The following is a 16,087-nucleotide window of genomic DNA, read 5'->3' as shown; positions in this document are numbered from 1 at the left end:
CCTCCCGTCGCGCTCCCTAACGTCGACACCACGCCAGCCGACACAAGGCCGGCACCAGGCGAGCCGACGCAAGGTCGGCACCACGCGAGCCGACGCAAGGGGAGATAGCGACATGGAAACCACCAACCGCACCACGGCCGAGACCGCCCGCCCCGACCGTCCGCACACGCGACGAGCCTTCGCCACGGCGAAGATCCTCGTCGCGGCCTACGGCGCGCTCAGCGCCGCGGTCCTCGTCACGGTCGCCGTCCTCGCGACCACCGGACACGCGGTGACCTCGTTCATGTGGGGCCGGTCAGCCGGAGTGCTCGCGAGCGCCGCGGTGGCCTACTGGCTGACCGTCCTCGCCGCGCGGGGAGCACGATGGGCCTATCTCCGTATGCGCGTCATCACGGTCATCATGCCGATCGCGATCATCGCCATCGACATGATCCCCGGAATGCTCCCGGCGTGGTTCGTCATGACGCAGGCCGTCTGCGCCCTCCCCGTCGCCGCGGCAGCATTCGTCGTCAACGGATCCCGGCTGCGCGCCGCCTTCCCCAAGACACGCTGACCCCCTCGGTTCCCGCACGCTCCCTGCCCCGTCTCCAGCACCCGGTCGGCCGAACGGTGCGTCAATCGCGGCCCGGCGGATCCGCGGCGTCCCGACCGGTGGCGTGATCAGTAGGCCCCGGGGTTGAGCTCCTTCAGGACGGCCTGCCCCGCCGCGCGATGCTCGGCGGCCGCGGCCGGATCCGTCCCGTCGAGCACGACCGCGATCCCCTCGTGGGCCAGCGCCTCCGCGTACCGGTTGCCCAGTCTCGGGGCCAGCTCCAGCGCCTGCCGGTGCAGCCGCAGGGCCTCCTCGGGCAGGCCCGCCAGCCGGCAGGTCTCGGCGTAGCCGTTGAGGAAGCGGATCTTCCAGTGTTCCTCGAAGAGTTCGTCCAGCAGCGCGAACGCCTCCCGATGGCTGGCCAGCGCCTCCTCGTACCGGCCCATCTGCCGCAGCGCGACGCCCAGGCAGTTGAGGCACCAGGCCTCGTTGTGCTTGTGCCCGTCCTCGCGGGCCAGCGTCAGCGCCTCCTGCAGGTGCCTCACCGCGTCGCCGGGTTCCTCGGGGGCGACCGCCACGCCGAGGGTGATCCGGGCCGTCAGGGGGGATGCCGACGCGGGGTCGGTGTGCGGGATGTCCAGCGCCTGACGGGCCAGCCGCGCCGCCTCCTCGCGGTGTCCCAGCTGCAGCATCGCCCAGGACTCGCACGCGGTCGCATGGGCCGCGCCCATCGGGCAGTCAGCCGCCGTGTACAGCCTTCCCGCCAGCCGGAAGAGCTCGAGCGGCTCCTCGACGTACCCCTCGTCCCACCGCAGATAGGCACGGCGCATGGCCAGCTCGGCCTCGAACCGGGCGTCCCCCGTCCGGGACACCAGCGGTGCCGCCGCCTCGTACGCGGCCTCGGCCTCCGCCATCCGGCCCGCGTTGTACCGGGCGAAACCCAGGTCGCTGTGCGCCTCGGCCAGTTGCAGCGGATCGCCCAGACGCTGCGCGGCCACCAGCGACCGCTCGAACAGGACATTGAGGTGCGTGGTGCCGCAGCGCCGTGCGAAGAAGGTGCGCATGAAGCGCGGCAGCTCGCACGCATGGGCGTCGGCTCCGGTGGCGACCGCCACCTCGAAGGCGGCCATCAGGTTCGAGTACTCCGTCACGAACCAGAAGAGGGCCGCCTTCTTGTCGGTGAACCGCGGCAGCTCGGCGGGAGGCCGGCCAGCGGAGGCCGCCCGGCTGCCCGAAAGCAGCGGCATCGCGGCGTCGGCGGCGGCCGCCGCGTGCACGTAGTAGTCGAGCACCCGGCCGAGCGCCTGCTCCCGCTCCTCCGCTGAGTCCTGCTCCTCAACGGCCCGGCGCGCGTGCTGGTGCACCAGGTCGTGCAGCCGGTACCGGCCGGCCGCCGGCTGCTGGACGAGGTGCGCGTCGAGCAGGTCCTCCAGCATCGCCCGGGCGCTGCGCAACGGCACGTCCGCCAGCGCCGCCGCCACGTACTCGTCGAAGGAGGACCCGAGCAGCAGGCCCAGCAGGCGGAACAGGCGGCGCTGGCCCCGGTCCAGCTGCCGCACCGACATCGCGAACGCGGTGTCGAACTCGTCCGCGCCCTCCCGCATCCGCTCGACGAGGATGCCCACGGTCCAGCCCGGCCGGTGCCGCAGCCTGGCCGCGGCCAGCCGCAAGGCCAGCGGCAGGTGGCCGCACAGCCGCAGCACCTCGGCCGCGGACTCCGGTTCGCGGGACAGCCGGCCGTCCGAGCCGCTGGGGTCACCGCTGGCGCGGGCCAGCAGCTCCGCGCTCTCCTCGGGGGTCAGCACGTCCAGCGAGACGGGGGGCACCTCGTCCAGGCCCAGCAGCCGATTACGGCTGGTGATCAGGGCGACGGAGGCGCCGGCGCCGGGCAGCAGCGGGCGGACCTGGTCGGCGTCGGCGGCGTTGTCGAGGACCACGACGGCCCGCCGGCTCGCCAGTTCCGACCGCCAGCAGGCGGCCAGCGGTTCGATGCCGCCCTCCTGCGGGATCTTCTCGGAGGGGACGTCGAGCGCGGCGAGCAAGGTCCGCAGCGCGGCGTCGTGATCGAGGGGCTGACGCCCCTCGGTGAAGCCGTGCAGGTCCAGATAGAGCTGGGCGTCCGGGTAATCGGCGGCCAGCAGGTGCGCGGCGTGCACCGCCAGGCAGGTCTTGCCGACGCCCGCCATGCCGTCGACGGCGACCACCCGGCCGCTGTCCACCGCGGCGAGCACGGCGGCGAGCGGGGCCTGGCGTCCGGTGAAGTCGGGCACGTCGCGCGGCAGATCGTTGCGTGGCGGGCGCGGGGCCCCGGCGGGCGGGGACGGCGGCTGCACCTGGCGGCTGCTCTTCGGGGGCGCCGGCAGCGGGCTCGAGGCGCGTTCCCACAGCGGACGCAGCGGGCGGGGGTCACGCTTGACGAGGCGGCAGAGCGCGATCACCGCGGGCCAGGGCGGTGCCGTCTGGCCGCTGAGGTAGCGCGACAGCGAGGACGAGCTGAGACCCGTGTCCCGCGCGAGGGCCCGCACGCCGAGCCCGGACAGTTCCTGGAGCATCCGCAGCCGGGCGGCCAGCTCATCCTGGGGATCGGCCGTCGTCGTCCGCTGCTGCACACCCACGGTTCTCCGCCTCTCTGTCCCGCTCCGGCACTGACTTTCCGCGCCGGATCTGCGCTGGTCAAGGCCGTTTCAGCTGTCCCAGCGTGTCCCATCTCCCTCGTCCTGGCAAACCCGCTGGGCTGTGATGGACCCACGCCCCGCAAGGACGGGCGCCGAACCTGAAGAGGAGAACACCGACATGCAGTCCCGTATGCAGAACCCCGCCGTCGTCCTGTCCGGTGCGATGCAGCCCATCCAGGAGCTCTTCAAGAGCGTGCACTCCGGCGGGGTGGACGGGCAGATCCTGGAGCTGGTGCACCTGCGGGTCAGCCAGATCAACGGCTGCAGCGCCTGCGTCGACGGCGGCGTCAAGACGAGCCGCAAGGCCGGAGTGAGCGACGAGAAGCTGGCCACGGTCGTCGCCTGGCGGGAGACCCCGTACTTCACCGACGAGGAGCGGGCGGCGCTCGCGCTGGCCGAGGCCGCGACGCGGCTGGCCGACCGTCCCGACGCGGTGAACGACGAGATCTGGGACGCGGCCGCCACCTACTTCGACGAGAAGCAGCTGGCCGCGATCATCCTGATGATCGGCGTCACCAACCTGTTCAACCGGCTCAACGCCACGACCCGCCAGCTGGCCGGCGCCTGGGGCTGACGGTCCCGCGCCCGCCCGCCGGAAGCCGGGAGCGCGCTCGCCCGCCGGAAACACGTCGCGTCGAACGTCAGTTTCGGAGAAGCCGCCGCAGCGGCGTCCATGACACCCTTGACCATCAAAGCCGCATACCGGAAGGAAGCTCCCAATGAAGGACACGAAGCAGGCCGACAAGACGTTCGACGGATTCACGGAGCATGAGCGCGCCGCGATGAAGGAGCACGCCAAGGAGCTGAAGGCGGCCGCGCGCCGCGGATCGCGCGCCGACAAGGCCGCCGAGGACGAAGCCGCCGTGCTCGCGAAGATCGCCGAGATGCCGGACGCCGACCGGGTCCTGGCCGAGCGGATCCACGCGATCGTCAAGGAAAGCGCGCCGAGCCTCGCGCCGAAGCTCTGGTACGGCATGCCCTCGTACGCCAGGGACGGCAAGGTCGTCTGCTTCTTCCAGAGCGCCCAGAAGTTCAACGCGAGGTACGCGACGTTCGGCTTCAGCGACCAGGCGAACCTCGACGAAGGCGCCATGTGGGCGACCTCCTACGCCCTGAAGGAGCTCACCGCCGCCGACGAGGCGATGATCGGCGAGCTCGTGAAGCGAGCGGTGAGCTGAAACCGGACCGCCACGCCGTACAACGCGGCTGAGGGGAGTCTGGCCGGCAAAGCGCGACAACCCAGCCAAGGCCGGCCGGGACGCCCGGAGGGGCGGGGACGTCTGCAGGGACGTCCCGGCGGTGGAGACATCCGCGTAGAGGACGTCTCGGGCGATGGAGACGCCAGGAAGCGGTGGGGACCCCGGCGGGCCGCTCGGGCCGTTGGACGACGATCACCGGCAGGCCGAGTTCGGGACGGCCGGCTACTGGGAGACGTTCGCCGCGCAACCGCTGTCCTTGGTCGCCACGACGTCGATCCGGTCCCGCGCACCACGGCCCATTCGCGTCCAGCGTGAACAGGCACCGCGGTCTGGAAGCGCCTCGACGAACGACAGCGCACCTCGGCCATAGCCCGCCTGACCGACCTGATCGAGCGCAGCGTCAGGTGGTCCCCCATCAGATCCCGGTCCCGGCCGTCGATCCCCATCTCCGCCGAGAAGACCACCGGCCTCACCCAGAGGTACGGCCCGGACGTCGCGCCTCGGCCACGCCGACTCATCGATCACCCTACGCGTCTACGCCCACGTGATCCGTGCCGCGGGAGCCTCAGCCGCAGATGTCTTCGCTCAAGCCGCCGGCAAGCAGACGCCACCCCGCTAGCAGAGGCGTTGGCGAGATCCCGAGACTGTCCCGACAAACACGAAAGCGCGTGGCCATGCGCATCCCGCGACACTCGCAGCGCTCGATGAGCATGGACGTCTACACCCATATGCACAACCCGAAACCGACGGCACTCGATCGGCTCAACCAAAGCCTCGACCGAACAAGCAAGACGTAATCAATCTTTCGATACCGCAAAGGCCCTTTGGGATCACCCCAAAGGGCCTTTGCGTGTGCCCGATCTCCTCTGGTAGCCGAAGAGATATGCCGAACTAGCTGTGGCGGCCATTTTGATTTTCGTTGTTTGTGATTCAAAGGAATGGAGCTTCTGGCGAGTCGTCGGTCCACTGTCGTGCCGAACTAGCGGAGGGCGAATGACGCACCCTGTGAATTGCGAGCGTGCCAAGGGGCATGCCTGCGGATGCTCCTCGTGTGGCGGGGCGCAGCACGGCTGGACCTACGGTCTCTCGTTGGCTCGTGACCCGTCTCCCGTTGCCCGTCAAGAGGCGAGAGACCGCAGCGACTCCGACTGGGCCGCAACCCAGCCTCCCAAAGGGCGGCGAGAGCCATCCAGTCGTAGAAAGGCAGCGGCCACTGATAGTGCCACCGTCGATCTCGTTGACTGGCTGTCCGGAAATCCCGGCACCATCGAACGCATCCAGGGGGTCGGAGATATTCTCGCTGGCCCTGTGATCCAGGAGCTGGACAAGAGGTTCGGTGGCAGCAAGCCACGAGAGGCCAGAAGACGACTCACCAATCATTTCTGGTGCGATCTCCTCGCAGCCTTGGCCGAGGCTATCGAAAAGTTCTCGAAAGCCATGGACCAAATACCGGAGCACGTGACGACGGTCATCATGCAGTCTCGCAAGGCCGAGCGCCGCAGCCCTCTCCTCGAAGCGCTGGTGGGTCTTGCCGTACGGACGGCATGGGAGCACATCAAGAGCATGCTTCGCACGACCGGGATCGAGGAGCTTCAGCGGACGTGCCGGATCCTCGCCGTCCTGATCTGCCCGGCGCCCGAGGATCACGCGGCCGTCCAGAACAGCGCTCTTCTCCCCTTGGCGAAAGAGGGGATGCTGGAGACCAGCAGGGAGCGGCTTGAGCAGGTCTTCCCCGCGGACTGGGTTCACCGCCTGCGAGAGAGCCTCGGCGGCGCCTGAGCAGAGTGGCCCCAGCGTCCAGTGGACACGAGCCGCTGATGTCGTAGAAGACCGTCTGCGTGGAGCCCCCGTTGCTGTACAACGCTGCTGCGCAACCACGCGAAAGGCCCTCCGGGATCGGTATCCAGAGGCGTTGTCAGCAATGGCGTTAGCAAGTACGGCCATTATCGGCGTCAATGTGGTGCGCGCGCTCTCCAGAAGAGTGCGTAGGCGGCGGATCTCGGCCAGCAAGCACGGGACATGGGATTTCGGGAACTGCGCCAGGGTGGCCACCGTCTCACTGCCGTCCCACTCCGGCCAACACCACTCAAGGCTCCAGTGACACTTCGCGATCTTCGAAGGTTGGCGGCCACGCAAGACCACACAGTGGCCGTACGCAAAAACGTAGATCCTGACGGCTGGATCGCCATGCTCAACGACCCGCTCGCCCACGTCGCCGGCAGACTCGGGCCGAGTCGAACCACGCTGCACGCCAGCCGACGATATCCGCGCCATGCTGGTCGGCGTTGACCGCAAGACTGCTGGAACTGGCCGGACAGACCGACCCGCTGTCGATGCAAGGAGCTTCTTCGCCGAGCCCGCCGTAGCCGTTCGTGAAGATCCCCACGGCCGCCAAGTCGCGGCTAGCCGACGCCGCTACCAGCATAGATACCGACCATGATCGCGAAGTGCCACTGGGGTATTAGTCGAGAGGGCCGTGGATGGTGGAGGTGTGCGAGGCTTCGGCGGGTTCGAAGGTGGGGCTGTTCGTGATGCGGACGGTGTAGGCGTGGGCGCCACCCCCGGCAGGGGTGTCGACGAGGTTGAAGGAACCGTCAGCGGCGGGTGAGATGGGAGGAAGGGGGGTGGTGATGGTGCCGTCCCGGCCGGTGACCGTCCGGGTGGCCGAGATGGTGGTGCCAGGGGGGATGAGCTTGCCGGCGGCGTTCAAAATGCCGGTGAGCTGGAGTTCCTTGCCTACCACGCCAGTGGAGGGGCCGGTGAGGGTGAGCGAGGCGGAGTGCTTGGCGACTTGGACGGTGGCGGTAGCCGTACTCCAGCGGAAGGCGGAGTTGCCGTCCCAGAGCACGTCGTAGGAGACGCTCCCGCCCACGGGGGGTGTGTCGGTGAGGGTGAAGGTGCCGTCGGCGGCGGTGGTCACCTCGGGGAGCGAGGCGGTGGTGCCGTCAGGATGGCGACGGGTGATCTTGAGAGGGTGAGTGCCGGGGGCGGTGCTCTCGGACAGGGTAAGGCGGCCGGTGAGGGTGAGGGATTCGAGCGCGGTTCCGGTGGCGGGGGCGGCTACGCTGAGCGCCGAGGCGGGCAGGAGGGCGCCTTTGATTCGCCAGAGATAGCCCCGCTTGAGCACGGCGAACAGGTCGGAGCCGGAGAAGGCGAGCCCCTGCGGGGTGACCGAGTCGAGGGGGTTGTCGTAAGTCTTGCCCCTGGCCTCGGCCTCCTCGTCGTACAGCGTGATGTCAGGTCCCGTCTGTGGCCAGCGGAGGGAAGAGTCCATCGAGGCGGCGACCTGGGTGCCGTCCGGACTGACAGCCAGGGCGGCGGGGATGCCTTCGACGGTGGGGCCGGTGCCGTACGTCTTTGTCTTGGTCAGCGTGGTGGTGTCCCAGGCGTTGAAGATCCACGGGTGCTCGTAGGCGGTAATCGCTGAGGAGCCGTCCGGGGTAAGGGCCAAGTCGCGCAGGTAGGAGCCGTTGGCGTCGATGGTTCCGCGCAGGGCGGGCATGCCACTCACGTCGTAGACGAGTAGGTCAGCGGGGCTGATCTTGGTACTGCCGGCGACCAGTGTGCCGCCCGCGACGGCCACCAGGGGCGCGCCGTTGATGTTCGAGGCAACCATGACCGGCTGCGGGCTGGTCACCGTCAGGTCGAGGCTTATGACGCCGCCGCCCCACGAGGTTTGGCAGCCGTGCCCCACGTACAGGCGATCGCCGGACAGGGCCAGGTGCTCCGGGCAGGCGTAGGAGGCCAGGTCCATGCGGCGGGCGATGGTGAGGGCCGCGGGGTCGATCTCGGCAATCTGGTTCGAATCGGTCAGTGCGGCGTACAGGCGGGAGCGGTCCGGCGTCAGGGCCAGGCCGACCGCGCCCGAAAGACCGGTGATGGTGCCGGTGACCGTACCAGTGCTGTCGACGGCGATGATGCGGTCGTCGGCGGCTACGAAGACCTTGCCGCCGCCCGTGACGATGTCACCGCCACGACCGAGGTAGCCAAGCGAGGTTGTGCTGTCGGCGGCCGCCGCCGGGGCGGCCGGGAAAAGGGCGAGCGCGACAGTGAAGGCCAGTGTGACGAGTGGCAGGGGGCGCACATGCACTCCGCGTGTGAGGGGTGAAGGAAATCGCCCTGATCAACCCAGAAAGAGGCGCTTTCGGTCAAGATCTACGCAGCGTAGATCTTGAACAAGCGTTCGAATGTGTGGCGATGCCGACTGATATGGGGAAACAGTCAGTCCAGAGGGAGTTCCGGACGCGACCGAAAGGCGTCGCTCTGGGTAATCGCTCCAGGTGGTTGGGATACCATTTGATGCCAAGCCGTAATATTAACCCTCGCTGCAGGGAGCGGTGTTGATCGCCATATCCCAGCCGTCCGGGTCGTCGATATAACAGCCGTGCCCGCCGTACGGATGGTTGATCTCACCTTGGCCTGGTGTCCATGTCGTCCCATCTCTGTCACGCCGACCCGTCGATCACTCTGCAGGTCTACGCCCATGTGATCCGCGACGACGGAAGCTTCAGCGGCAGCATCTTCGTTCAGGCCATCGCCAAGCAACTGGCTGTTGGTGTCAGCGATCTCGAGACTGGCCTGACAAAACACGAAGGCCCGCTCCAGGTTTTCCCTGGTAGCGGGCCTTTCGAGTGAGCGCGGCCGAGAGGACCCGAACCCCTGACCTTCTGATCCGTAGGGAAGGGCATGCGCCTCGTCAGGAGCATCCCGGCCTGGTCAGGCGGTAGATGCGGGCCAGTGCCGGTAAGGCGGTGTTGCTGTACGACACTTGCCGTCAGCTGAGGCGAAGACCTCTGTCATGCGCTCAGTCGCGAACGGTGTAGCCGCCCTTGCTCAGGGGCAGGATCGGCGCCGTGCCCATGCAGATCGGCAATTCCTGCTCGAACCCGAGGACGGCCCAGCTCCAGCCGAGCCGGTCCCGCTTGCCTTCGTCGTCGACGGTGAACCCGACCCGCTTGCCGGTCGGGATCTCGATCTCCGCAGGGGACGCGCTGACCTTCTCGATAACTCCGGTCACCACCGCGACGTCTCCGCCGACGTTGAGGCAGTCGATCTTCCCCTGGAAGTCCGCGAAGACCTTCCCGTCGGGGAACCAGTGCTGGACCCGGAAGGTGCCCTGGGACTCCGTGGCGAAGCCCTTGGCTTCGATGGCGAACCGGACCTTGTGCCCCTTCCACCCGGCCCCGAGAATGTCGAGAGTGCCCTCACCGGTCCCGGACAGGAGGAAGTCCGGCAGCGCGGCGGGCTTCGGTCCGGGGTCGGCCTGTACGGCCGGCGCGGTCACTGTGAGTACGGCGAGCCCGGCGGCGAGCCCGGCAAGGGCGACACGGCTCCGGCGGGCCAGTCGTGTGATGGTCATCGAGAATCCCTTTGATCTCAACTGTTCGTAACACCACCAGGCTCGCGACCGGGATGCCGCCGCCCCTCCCACCCGAGGGTGATCCCACTCCCCCTTACGTGGGAACTCGCCCGGCCGATGGCACGCCAGCGGAACGGGACACCGCGATCGCATGATCGGCCCCGGTTGGGAGCCCTGGGAAGCGCGGGCGGCTCCCAAGGAGGGAGAAGAGACCGGGTGAGCCGGGAAAACGAGAAGGTCCCTGGAGGCGTAATGCCTGCTCAGGGACCTTCTTCGTGAAGCGCGGCCGAGAGGACTCGAACCCCTAACCTTCTGATCCGTAGCCAGTTCGAGAACGTCCACCGACGTCCACAGGTATCAGAAAGCCCTGCTCAAAGCCATCTCGTACTTGATCTTCTTCTGTGGATGTCCACTCGCGTCCAGGGACGGTGTTAGCACTTCCGTTAGCAAGGTCACGCGCAGTGCAAAGGCTCTGTCGGACCCAATCTCTACTCTCCCGCACATGGCAGTTCCCGAGATCATTCCCATCAGCTACGAACCCTGCTACCGCACCGATACCATCGGCCATTGGGAGGGCGGGCAGTTCCTCGGCTCCGTCGTCGCCGCCTTCCCAGAGGGCTACACGCACACCGACGACTGGCAGGCGCACAAACGCTGGCACGCCGTCCTGCACACCTTCGACGCCGCCGGCCACCACCTCGACTCCCGCATCGAGCGCACCGGGACCGACGACAACTACCGGGCCGCCGTCGACGCAGCGCAGCAGCGGCTGAAGCAGTGGCTCAATGCCCTCCCCGGCCTCCGCTTCGGCGACATCGCCATCCGGCCCTTCCGCCACGAAGTCGACGACGTGCTCTTCGGTCTCGTCATCGAGACCTTCGAAGGCACCGAGCACGCCGAGCTCTACCCGGACGACCTCGGCTTCTACGAACCCTGGGACGGCTCGTACGACACGTAGGGAAGGGCAGATACCTCGTCAGTGGCATCTCGCCCTGCTCAGGTGGTGGTTGCGGGTCGGTGGCGTGTGATCGTGTAAGGCGGGGTTGCTGTATGAGGCTGCTGTACGGGACTCCGCTCGGCGCGCTCCGGTGCTGCTGCCACCAGATTCACCGCTTGGGTGGAAGGATCGGCAGCGGTCTTCTGGCCTCTCAATCGGCGGCAGACGGATACCGGGATGCCGCAAGGTCTTCGGCAAGATCCTTCAAGGTGAGGTCGGCGTTCAGCGCGGTGACCACCGCCTGCGTCAGCGGACGCAGGGCATGGACGTGCCGCACCGCGTCGAGGTCTACGGGCACTTCGTAGTAGTCCTCGGCGAACCACCGGAACGCCTCCGCGGACGGATCGACGAGCAGCCCGAACAGGTGCGCCGCTCCGTCGGGATCGCTCTCGCCGTCCGGATACTCGATCTCACCCACCCGCCAGCGGTCGTCGCCGGCCTCGCGCCACAGGCAGGCGGTCACGATCGGCATGCCGTCCTCGTCGCAGAACGCGGGCTCTTCGACGCAGTGGCGGAAGATGTCGGGGACCGAGTCGAGCACCCCCGGCCACGGCCCGTCGTTGTTGTACGGACTCATCACCGCCTCGTGATCGAAGCCGCGGATGTACGCACCCGCCGCTGAGAAGACGATGGAGTACTCATCTCCAGAGCCCTTGCGCATGGAGGCCATCTCCTCCCTCGGGCTCCAACCCGCGTCGAAGGAGTGGTAGCGGCTCGCCCACTCCGGGCTCAGGATGGCCTCCAGCACCGCCATGGACCGGCACAGGTCGCGGAGCATCGGGACACCGGGCAGCAGACGGGCCACATCATGAGCAGTCATACGCCCATCCAATCGAACGCCAGTGACTGAATCGTCCCGGGTTTCGAGGACCTTGCTGTGTCCTGAGTGTGCCCTGCCCTCGTAGATCTGGGTGATCTTCGTCCCTTAAACCGCCTACCAGGGGCGATGCGGCGATCATGGCCACGAGCAGCGAAAACAGCTTGGAGTGTCCTCCATTGCTCTGCAGCACCTTTCGCCCTCTCACGGAACGGCGACGGAACAGAAGTCGCTCCCGACGCTCCGCTTATGGACAGCAGAGGATTACGTAGCGTGATGAATAGTGCCGCCAGATCGCGCTATCTCATCGAGCGACGAGTCGGCACGGTCAGGTGACAGTCAGGGCCCGTCACCGGCGCAGCTCCAGGCACCGAGGGTGTTCCACAAGGCCAGGAACGGCAGCGACGACGGACAATCGCCGAGAACCGCCCGGATATCAACGTGAGCGCACCCCATGACGAACACAGACTGTCGATCTACTCTGAACTAGACGTCACAGTAGGCGGCAGGCCTTCTCCGACGGCACGGCCTGCGACTGCCAGTCCCCGACACGGACGGAGGCTTGATCAGGTGGCGGGTGGTCGTAGCGAGTGGGAGCGGCAGCAGGCAGCTCATCGCCGCGAAGCCGAACGACGGGCGCGCGAGGCGGCGAGGATCGCCAAGGAGCAGGAGCGCGAACGCCAGCGCAGACGGCTGGAACAACAGCAGGCCAAGGCAGACCGGAAGAGCGCCGAGATGGCTCAATGCATCGAAGAACTCGACCGGGTTCTGCTCGTGGCACTTCCGGTACGCCCCTTGTCCTTCGATCAACTGCAGGTCTTCAGCGCGGTGCGCCTCTTCGAGCCTCCGGGCCACCTGGCCGCCGCCGCGCCGGCTCCCGACTGGGCCGCTTACGAACCGGCTCCACCATCCAGCTTCGGGAAGCTTTTCGGCGGCAACGCCCGCTATCAGCGAGAACTGGCCGATGCCCGCGGACGCTTCGACAGCGCCATGGCCGCCAACCAGAAGCGCGAAGAGCAGCGGCTCCGCGACCTCGATGCGGCACGTACGGCTCATGATCGTCAGGCCGCCGCCGACTCGAAGAGGGTCGCGGAAGCCAACGCCCACCTGAACCGGATGCGTGCCGACTTCGAGGCGGGCCGGCCGGAAGCTCTGGAGTGGTTCACCGCGAGGGTCCTGGAACGATCGGCGTATCCCAAGGGCTTCCCCAAGCTCTTCCAGGTTGCATACCGCCCGGAGAATCGTGACCTCGTCGTCGAGTTCGAGCTTCCGCCGCAGAGCGTGATCCCGGCCGTCCGTGCGTACAAGTACGTAAAGACCAGGGACGCCATCGACCCGGTGCCCCGAGCACAGATCGAGGTCAGGCAGCGGTACGCCAAGCTTCTGGCCTGCGTGGCACTCCGCACGCTCCACGAAATCTTCGCCTCCACACCGGGCGATCTCGTCGAGGCGGTGGTGTTCAACGGCCGCGTCAACACCGTCGACCAGGCGACCGGCAAGAAGGTACGCCCACATCTGCTGAGTGTGGAGGCCGAACGGAGCGAGTTCGAGGATCTCGTGCTGGTCGAGGTGAACCCGGTGGCATGCCTGAAGCGGCTCAACGCCCTCGTCTCGCCGAACCCGTACGATCTTGAAGCCGTCGAACCGTTCATCACCTTCGACCTCAAAAGGTTCCGGTTCTCCGAGGACATGGACGTCGTGTCTGGACTGGACTCACGCCGTAACCTGCTCAAGCTCTCACCCACCGAGTTCGAGCACTTGGTACGGGAGTTGTTCGTGGCGATGGGAGCCGAAGCCTGGACTACTATTCCATCGAAGGACGGCGGCGTGGACGCCGTGGCGACGAGCAACAACCTGTTCTTCGGCGGCGTCTGCCTCATCCAGGCGAAACGATGGGCAGGGCTCGTCGGCCTGGAAGCGGTCCACGCGCTCACGGGCGTGATGGCCGATCACAACGCGACCACGGGCGTATTGGTCACGACGTCGTGGTTCGGACGAGCCAGCGAACAATTCGCCCAGCGCAACAGGATCACGTTGATCAACGGTGCCGAGCTCAAACACCTCATCAAGAGGCACCTGAACATCGACGTCATCCCGGGCACCACACCGCCGCGCAACGCCAAGGCGTCCGACAACCGGCATACCGGCCGACCTGGCCCAGCTGTTTAGCCTGCTGAACCTGCCCGCACGAGGCTGCCGACCGGCCGTACTACTCCGGCAAGCACAAGAAACACGGCATGAACATCCAGGTCCTGGCCGCCCCGGACGGCACTCCACTGTGGACCTCCGGCTCCCTGCCAGGCTCGGTGCACGACCTGAAGGCAGCGCGGATCTGGGGCATCGTGCGCCGGCTGAGGACCGCCGGACTGATCACCCTGGCCGACAAGGGTTACGTCGGCGCTGGTGAGCCCGTGCGCGTGCCGTACAAGGGGAAGAGCAAGCCAGCCTCACAGAAAAGCGCGAACTCCTCCCACGCCAGGCTCCGTGGACCGGGGGAACGCGCGAATGCGCAGCTGAAAACCTGGCGCATCCTCCGCAAGCTACGCTGCTGCCCACTTCTTGCAGGTAAGCTCGTCAAAGCCATCCTCGTCTTGCAACTCCGCGAAGCAGGATGAAAAGCGCTCACCCTAGGCCCCTCGTGATCACGCGAGGGGCCTTTGCGTTGGAGCCGATGTGGGATTCGATTCCTAGTCCCTGCAAAGGCATGACACGGTTACTCGTGACGTATATGGTCTCTTCGTGAGTAAGAGTGATACGCCGGGGGACAGTCTCAAGCCTACTGTCGAGCAAGTCCGGTCCCGACTCTCCCCGGACGATCCTCGCCTGCTCGTTGAGGCAAGGTGCCAGGAGCTAGGCATCCCGTACGAGTGGCGAGTCTTCGATATCAATTCCGTTTCGTTGAGAATTGGCCTTGCAAACGGCCGACAGAAGAGATGGCGCTACATTTCCTCACAGCAGGCGCGCTCGTGGGCAAGCTTTAACCTTCGCGACCTAAAAGCCCTTGGCGATCTAGATGCCTACTACTTTGCCGACGAAGGTACCATCGAAGCGTCCGTCTACCCCTTGGGGCGACTAGGTCGCACATCCCCTGCCCTCCTTGAACTACCTGGCGTCAAAGTGCAAAAGAAGTTGTCGCCACAGGTAGAACTCGAGCTCGATGCAGAGCCAGACCAGCCGATCTTCAATAAGCGCGGCTATTCCGAGGGGCGCACTAGACCTGAAGCCGAGGCCGAATGGACCCTCTCATTCACTGGGTCCAGCAACGTTCCATATGGATTGTCAATAGGTAGTGCTAGTCCTCGATTTGCCATCGTAGGAGACAGCCTGGGCGGGCAAAGGGCAACGTTGAAAATAGACGGGCTGCCAACCTCTCGCCACGATGAGGCTTGTGACATCCTGAGTCGGGTGGCTGGCGCCATATTCTTCGAGCTTGACTTGAAGTACGGTATATCCCTAAACATACGACGAGCACGCCTGACTGCTCACCTACATGGACGAAGGCGACGCGCGATCCCGTCCAATGAAACACCATGCACCCCAGAGAACCAATATCTAGAAAGACCCCTCAGTCTTTACTGGTATGCGCGATCCGCATACGGGATGCCTCTACTGGAATTTCTAGCCTTCTATCAAGTGCTCGAATACCACTTCCCAACATATTCTCACCGCGAGGCACTAGAACGCGTAAGAAACGAGCTACGCGATCCGCGCTTCAAAAGAGAAGATGATCGGCATGTGGCAAAGCTAATAACCCTCGCCAGCCAATTCAGCCAAGGATACGGAAAAGAGCGCGAGCAGTTAAAGGCTACCATCCGAGCATGTGTCACCGTTGACCAGCTTCGCGAGTTTTTCAATGAGGACCCCAAACGCCTCGATCATTTCGAAAGCAAGTACATAAGCGATGTGACCTTAATTAATCTAGATGAGAAGAATAAGGTCGACCTACGCGATCAAGTGGCCGATCGCATCTATGATTTGCGCTGTCGAATCGTCCACTCAAAGGACGATGCAGGCGCACGCTATTCGGAAATGCTGCTTCCATTTTCCGAGGAGGCGGACTATCTGGGCCCAGACATAGATCTTGTGCATCTGCTCGCACAGAAGGTCTTGATCGCCAGTTCCTCAACGCTACGCCCATGATGCGTTGGTGTAGATCGATGCGGATTCAGTGCACACCGGCCGATGGTGCGGTCAAAGCGCATCGTCACGGCGCCGTGACGACCCCGACACGGCTATGCGCCGCAGACGCTCTGCCCCGATAGCGCAAGAGAGTTCACCGCCACCGCAGAGGACATCCGACCGACTTCGCCGTGGTCGACCGGTGTCGCGATGACATCAGAACGAGCAGGCAGCACGGCCATGACAGGGCAAGTCGACGAAGCAGATCAGCTCCGATCCATAGGAACGCATCCGAGCACTGGATCTTAGGACGTAATGAAGGGTCTGGGGTTCGAATCCCCAAGGCGGCTCCAAGTCAGAGGCCCCTCGCATGATCGCGAGGGCCTCTG

The 16,087-nt window shown here is 66.1% G+C and carries 12 protein-coding genes and 1 pseudogene; 9 read left to right on the top strand and 4 right to left on the bottom strand.

Translation table 11 applies throughout. The annotated features are described in order from the left end of the window. The first annotated feature begins 112 nt into the window (after positions 1–112). Positions 113–553 carry a hypothetical protein gene (locus ACWENQ_RS08705; protein WP_452413401.1) on the top strand — a complete coding sequence of 147 codons (441 nt, stop codon included), beginning with the start codon at positions 113–115 and terminating at the stop codon, positions 551–553. A gap of 107 nt (positions 554–660) precedes the next feature. Here ACWENQ_RS08705 and ACWENQ_RS08700 read toward each other — a convergent pair whose 3' ends face one another. Beyond that, positions 661–3,147: a tetratricopeptide repeat protein gene (locus tag ACWENQ_RS08700; protein ID WP_452413400.1), complete on the bottom strand. Its 2,487-nt coding sequence runs from the start codon at positions 3,145–3,147 to the stop codon at positions 661–663. A 178-nt stretch (positions 3,148–3,325) separates the two neighbouring features. On the opposite strand from ACWENQ_RS08700, the gene ACWENQ_RS08695 reads away from it, so the two are divergent. From ACWENQ_RS08695 to ACWENQ_RS08685, 3 genes are all read left to right on the top strand, one after another. Then, positions 3,326–3,781 (top strand): carboxymuconolactone decarboxylase family protein, encoded by a 456-nt coding sequence (locus ACWENQ_RS08695; RefSeq protein ID WP_354909156.1) that lies wholly within the window; start codon positions 3,326–3,328, stop codon positions 3,779–3,781. 145 nt (positions 3,782–3,926) lie between these two features. Then, positions 3,927–4,385: an iron chaperone gene (locus ACWENQ_RS08690; protein ID WP_449922129.1), complete on the top strand. Its 459-nt coding sequence runs from the start codon at positions 3,927–3,929 to the stop codon at positions 4,383–4,385. A 1,329-nt stretch (positions 4,386–5,714) separates the two neighbouring features. Then, positions 5,715–6,185: a hypothetical protein gene (locus ACWENQ_RS08685; protein ID WP_452413398.1), complete on the top strand. Its 471-nt coding sequence runs from the start codon at positions 5,715–5,717 to the stop codon at positions 6,183–6,185. Positions 6,186–6,867: 682 nt separating this feature from the next. Here ACWENQ_RS08685 and ACWENQ_RS08680 read toward each other — a convergent pair. Then, positions 6,868–8,490, bottom strand: a complete 1,623-nt coding sequence (locus tag ACWENQ_RS08680; protein WP_452413396.1) for a YncE family protein — start codon at positions 8,488–8,490, stop codon at positions 6,868–6,870. A gap of 344 nt (positions 8,491–8,834) precedes the next feature. Between ACWENQ_RS08680 and ACWENQ_RS08675 the strand changes: the two genes are divergently transcribed. Further along, positions 8,835–9,041 (top strand): hypothetical protein, encoded by a 207-nt coding sequence (locus ACWENQ_RS08675; protein WP_452413395.1) that lies wholly within the window; start codon positions 8,835–8,837, stop codon positions 9,039–9,041. A 169-nt stretch (positions 9,042–9,210) separates the two neighbouring features. On the opposite strand, the gene ACWENQ_RS08670 is transcribed toward ACWENQ_RS08675, so the two are convergent. Further along, a complete protein-coding gene (locus ACWENQ_RS08670; protein ID WP_452413393.1) occupies positions 9,211–9,765 on the bottom strand; it encodes a hypothetical protein in 555 nt (184 codons plus the stop codon). 502 nt (positions 9,766–10,267) lie between these two features. Here ACWENQ_RS08670 and ACWENQ_RS08665 point away from each other — a divergent pair. Beyond that, positions 10,268–10,723, top strand: a complete 456-nt coding sequence (locus tag ACWENQ_RS08665) for a hypothetical protein (RefSeq protein ID WP_452413391.1) — start codon at positions 10,268–10,270, stop codon at positions 10,721–10,723. 190 nt (positions 10,724–10,913) lie between these two features. Here the strand turns inward: ACWENQ_RS08665 and ACWENQ_RS08660 are convergent, their stop codons facing one another. Beyond that, the gene (locus tag ACWENQ_RS08660) at positions 10,914–11,516 is read right to left on the bottom strand and encodes a hypothetical protein (RefSeq protein WP_452413389.1); all 603 of its coding nucleotides are present in this window, start codon (positions 11,514–11,516) and stop codon (positions 10,914–10,916) included. A 633-nt stretch (positions 11,517–12,149) separates the two neighbouring features. Here ACWENQ_RS08660 and ACWENQ_RS08655 point away from each other — a divergent pair. From ACWENQ_RS08655 to ACWENQ_RS08645, 3 genes and pseudogenes are all read left to right on the top strand, one after another. Continuing rightward, a complete protein-coding gene (locus ACWENQ_RS08655) occupies positions 12,150–13,748 on the top strand; it encodes a restriction endonuclease (protein WP_452413387.1) in 1,599 nt (532 codons plus the stop codon). A 23-nt stretch (positions 13,749–13,771) separates the two neighbouring features. After that, positions 13,772–14,194, top strand: a pseudogene (locus tag ACWENQ_RS08650) (transposase family protein); the annotation flags it as partial. 124 nt (positions 14,195–14,318) lie between these two features. Next, the gene (locus ACWENQ_RS08645) at positions 14,319–15,719 is read left to right on the top strand and encodes a hypothetical protein (protein ID WP_452413386.1); all 1,401 of its coding nucleotides are present in this window, start codon (positions 14,319–14,321) and stop codon (positions 15,717–15,719) included. The last annotated feature ends 368 nt before the right edge of the window (positions 15,720–16,087 follow it).

It is taken from the genome of Nonomuraea sp. NPDC004354, assembly GCF_053602555.1.
Note: the sequence above shows the minus strand (reverse complement) of the source record. Positions and strands in the feature narration are given on the sequence as shown.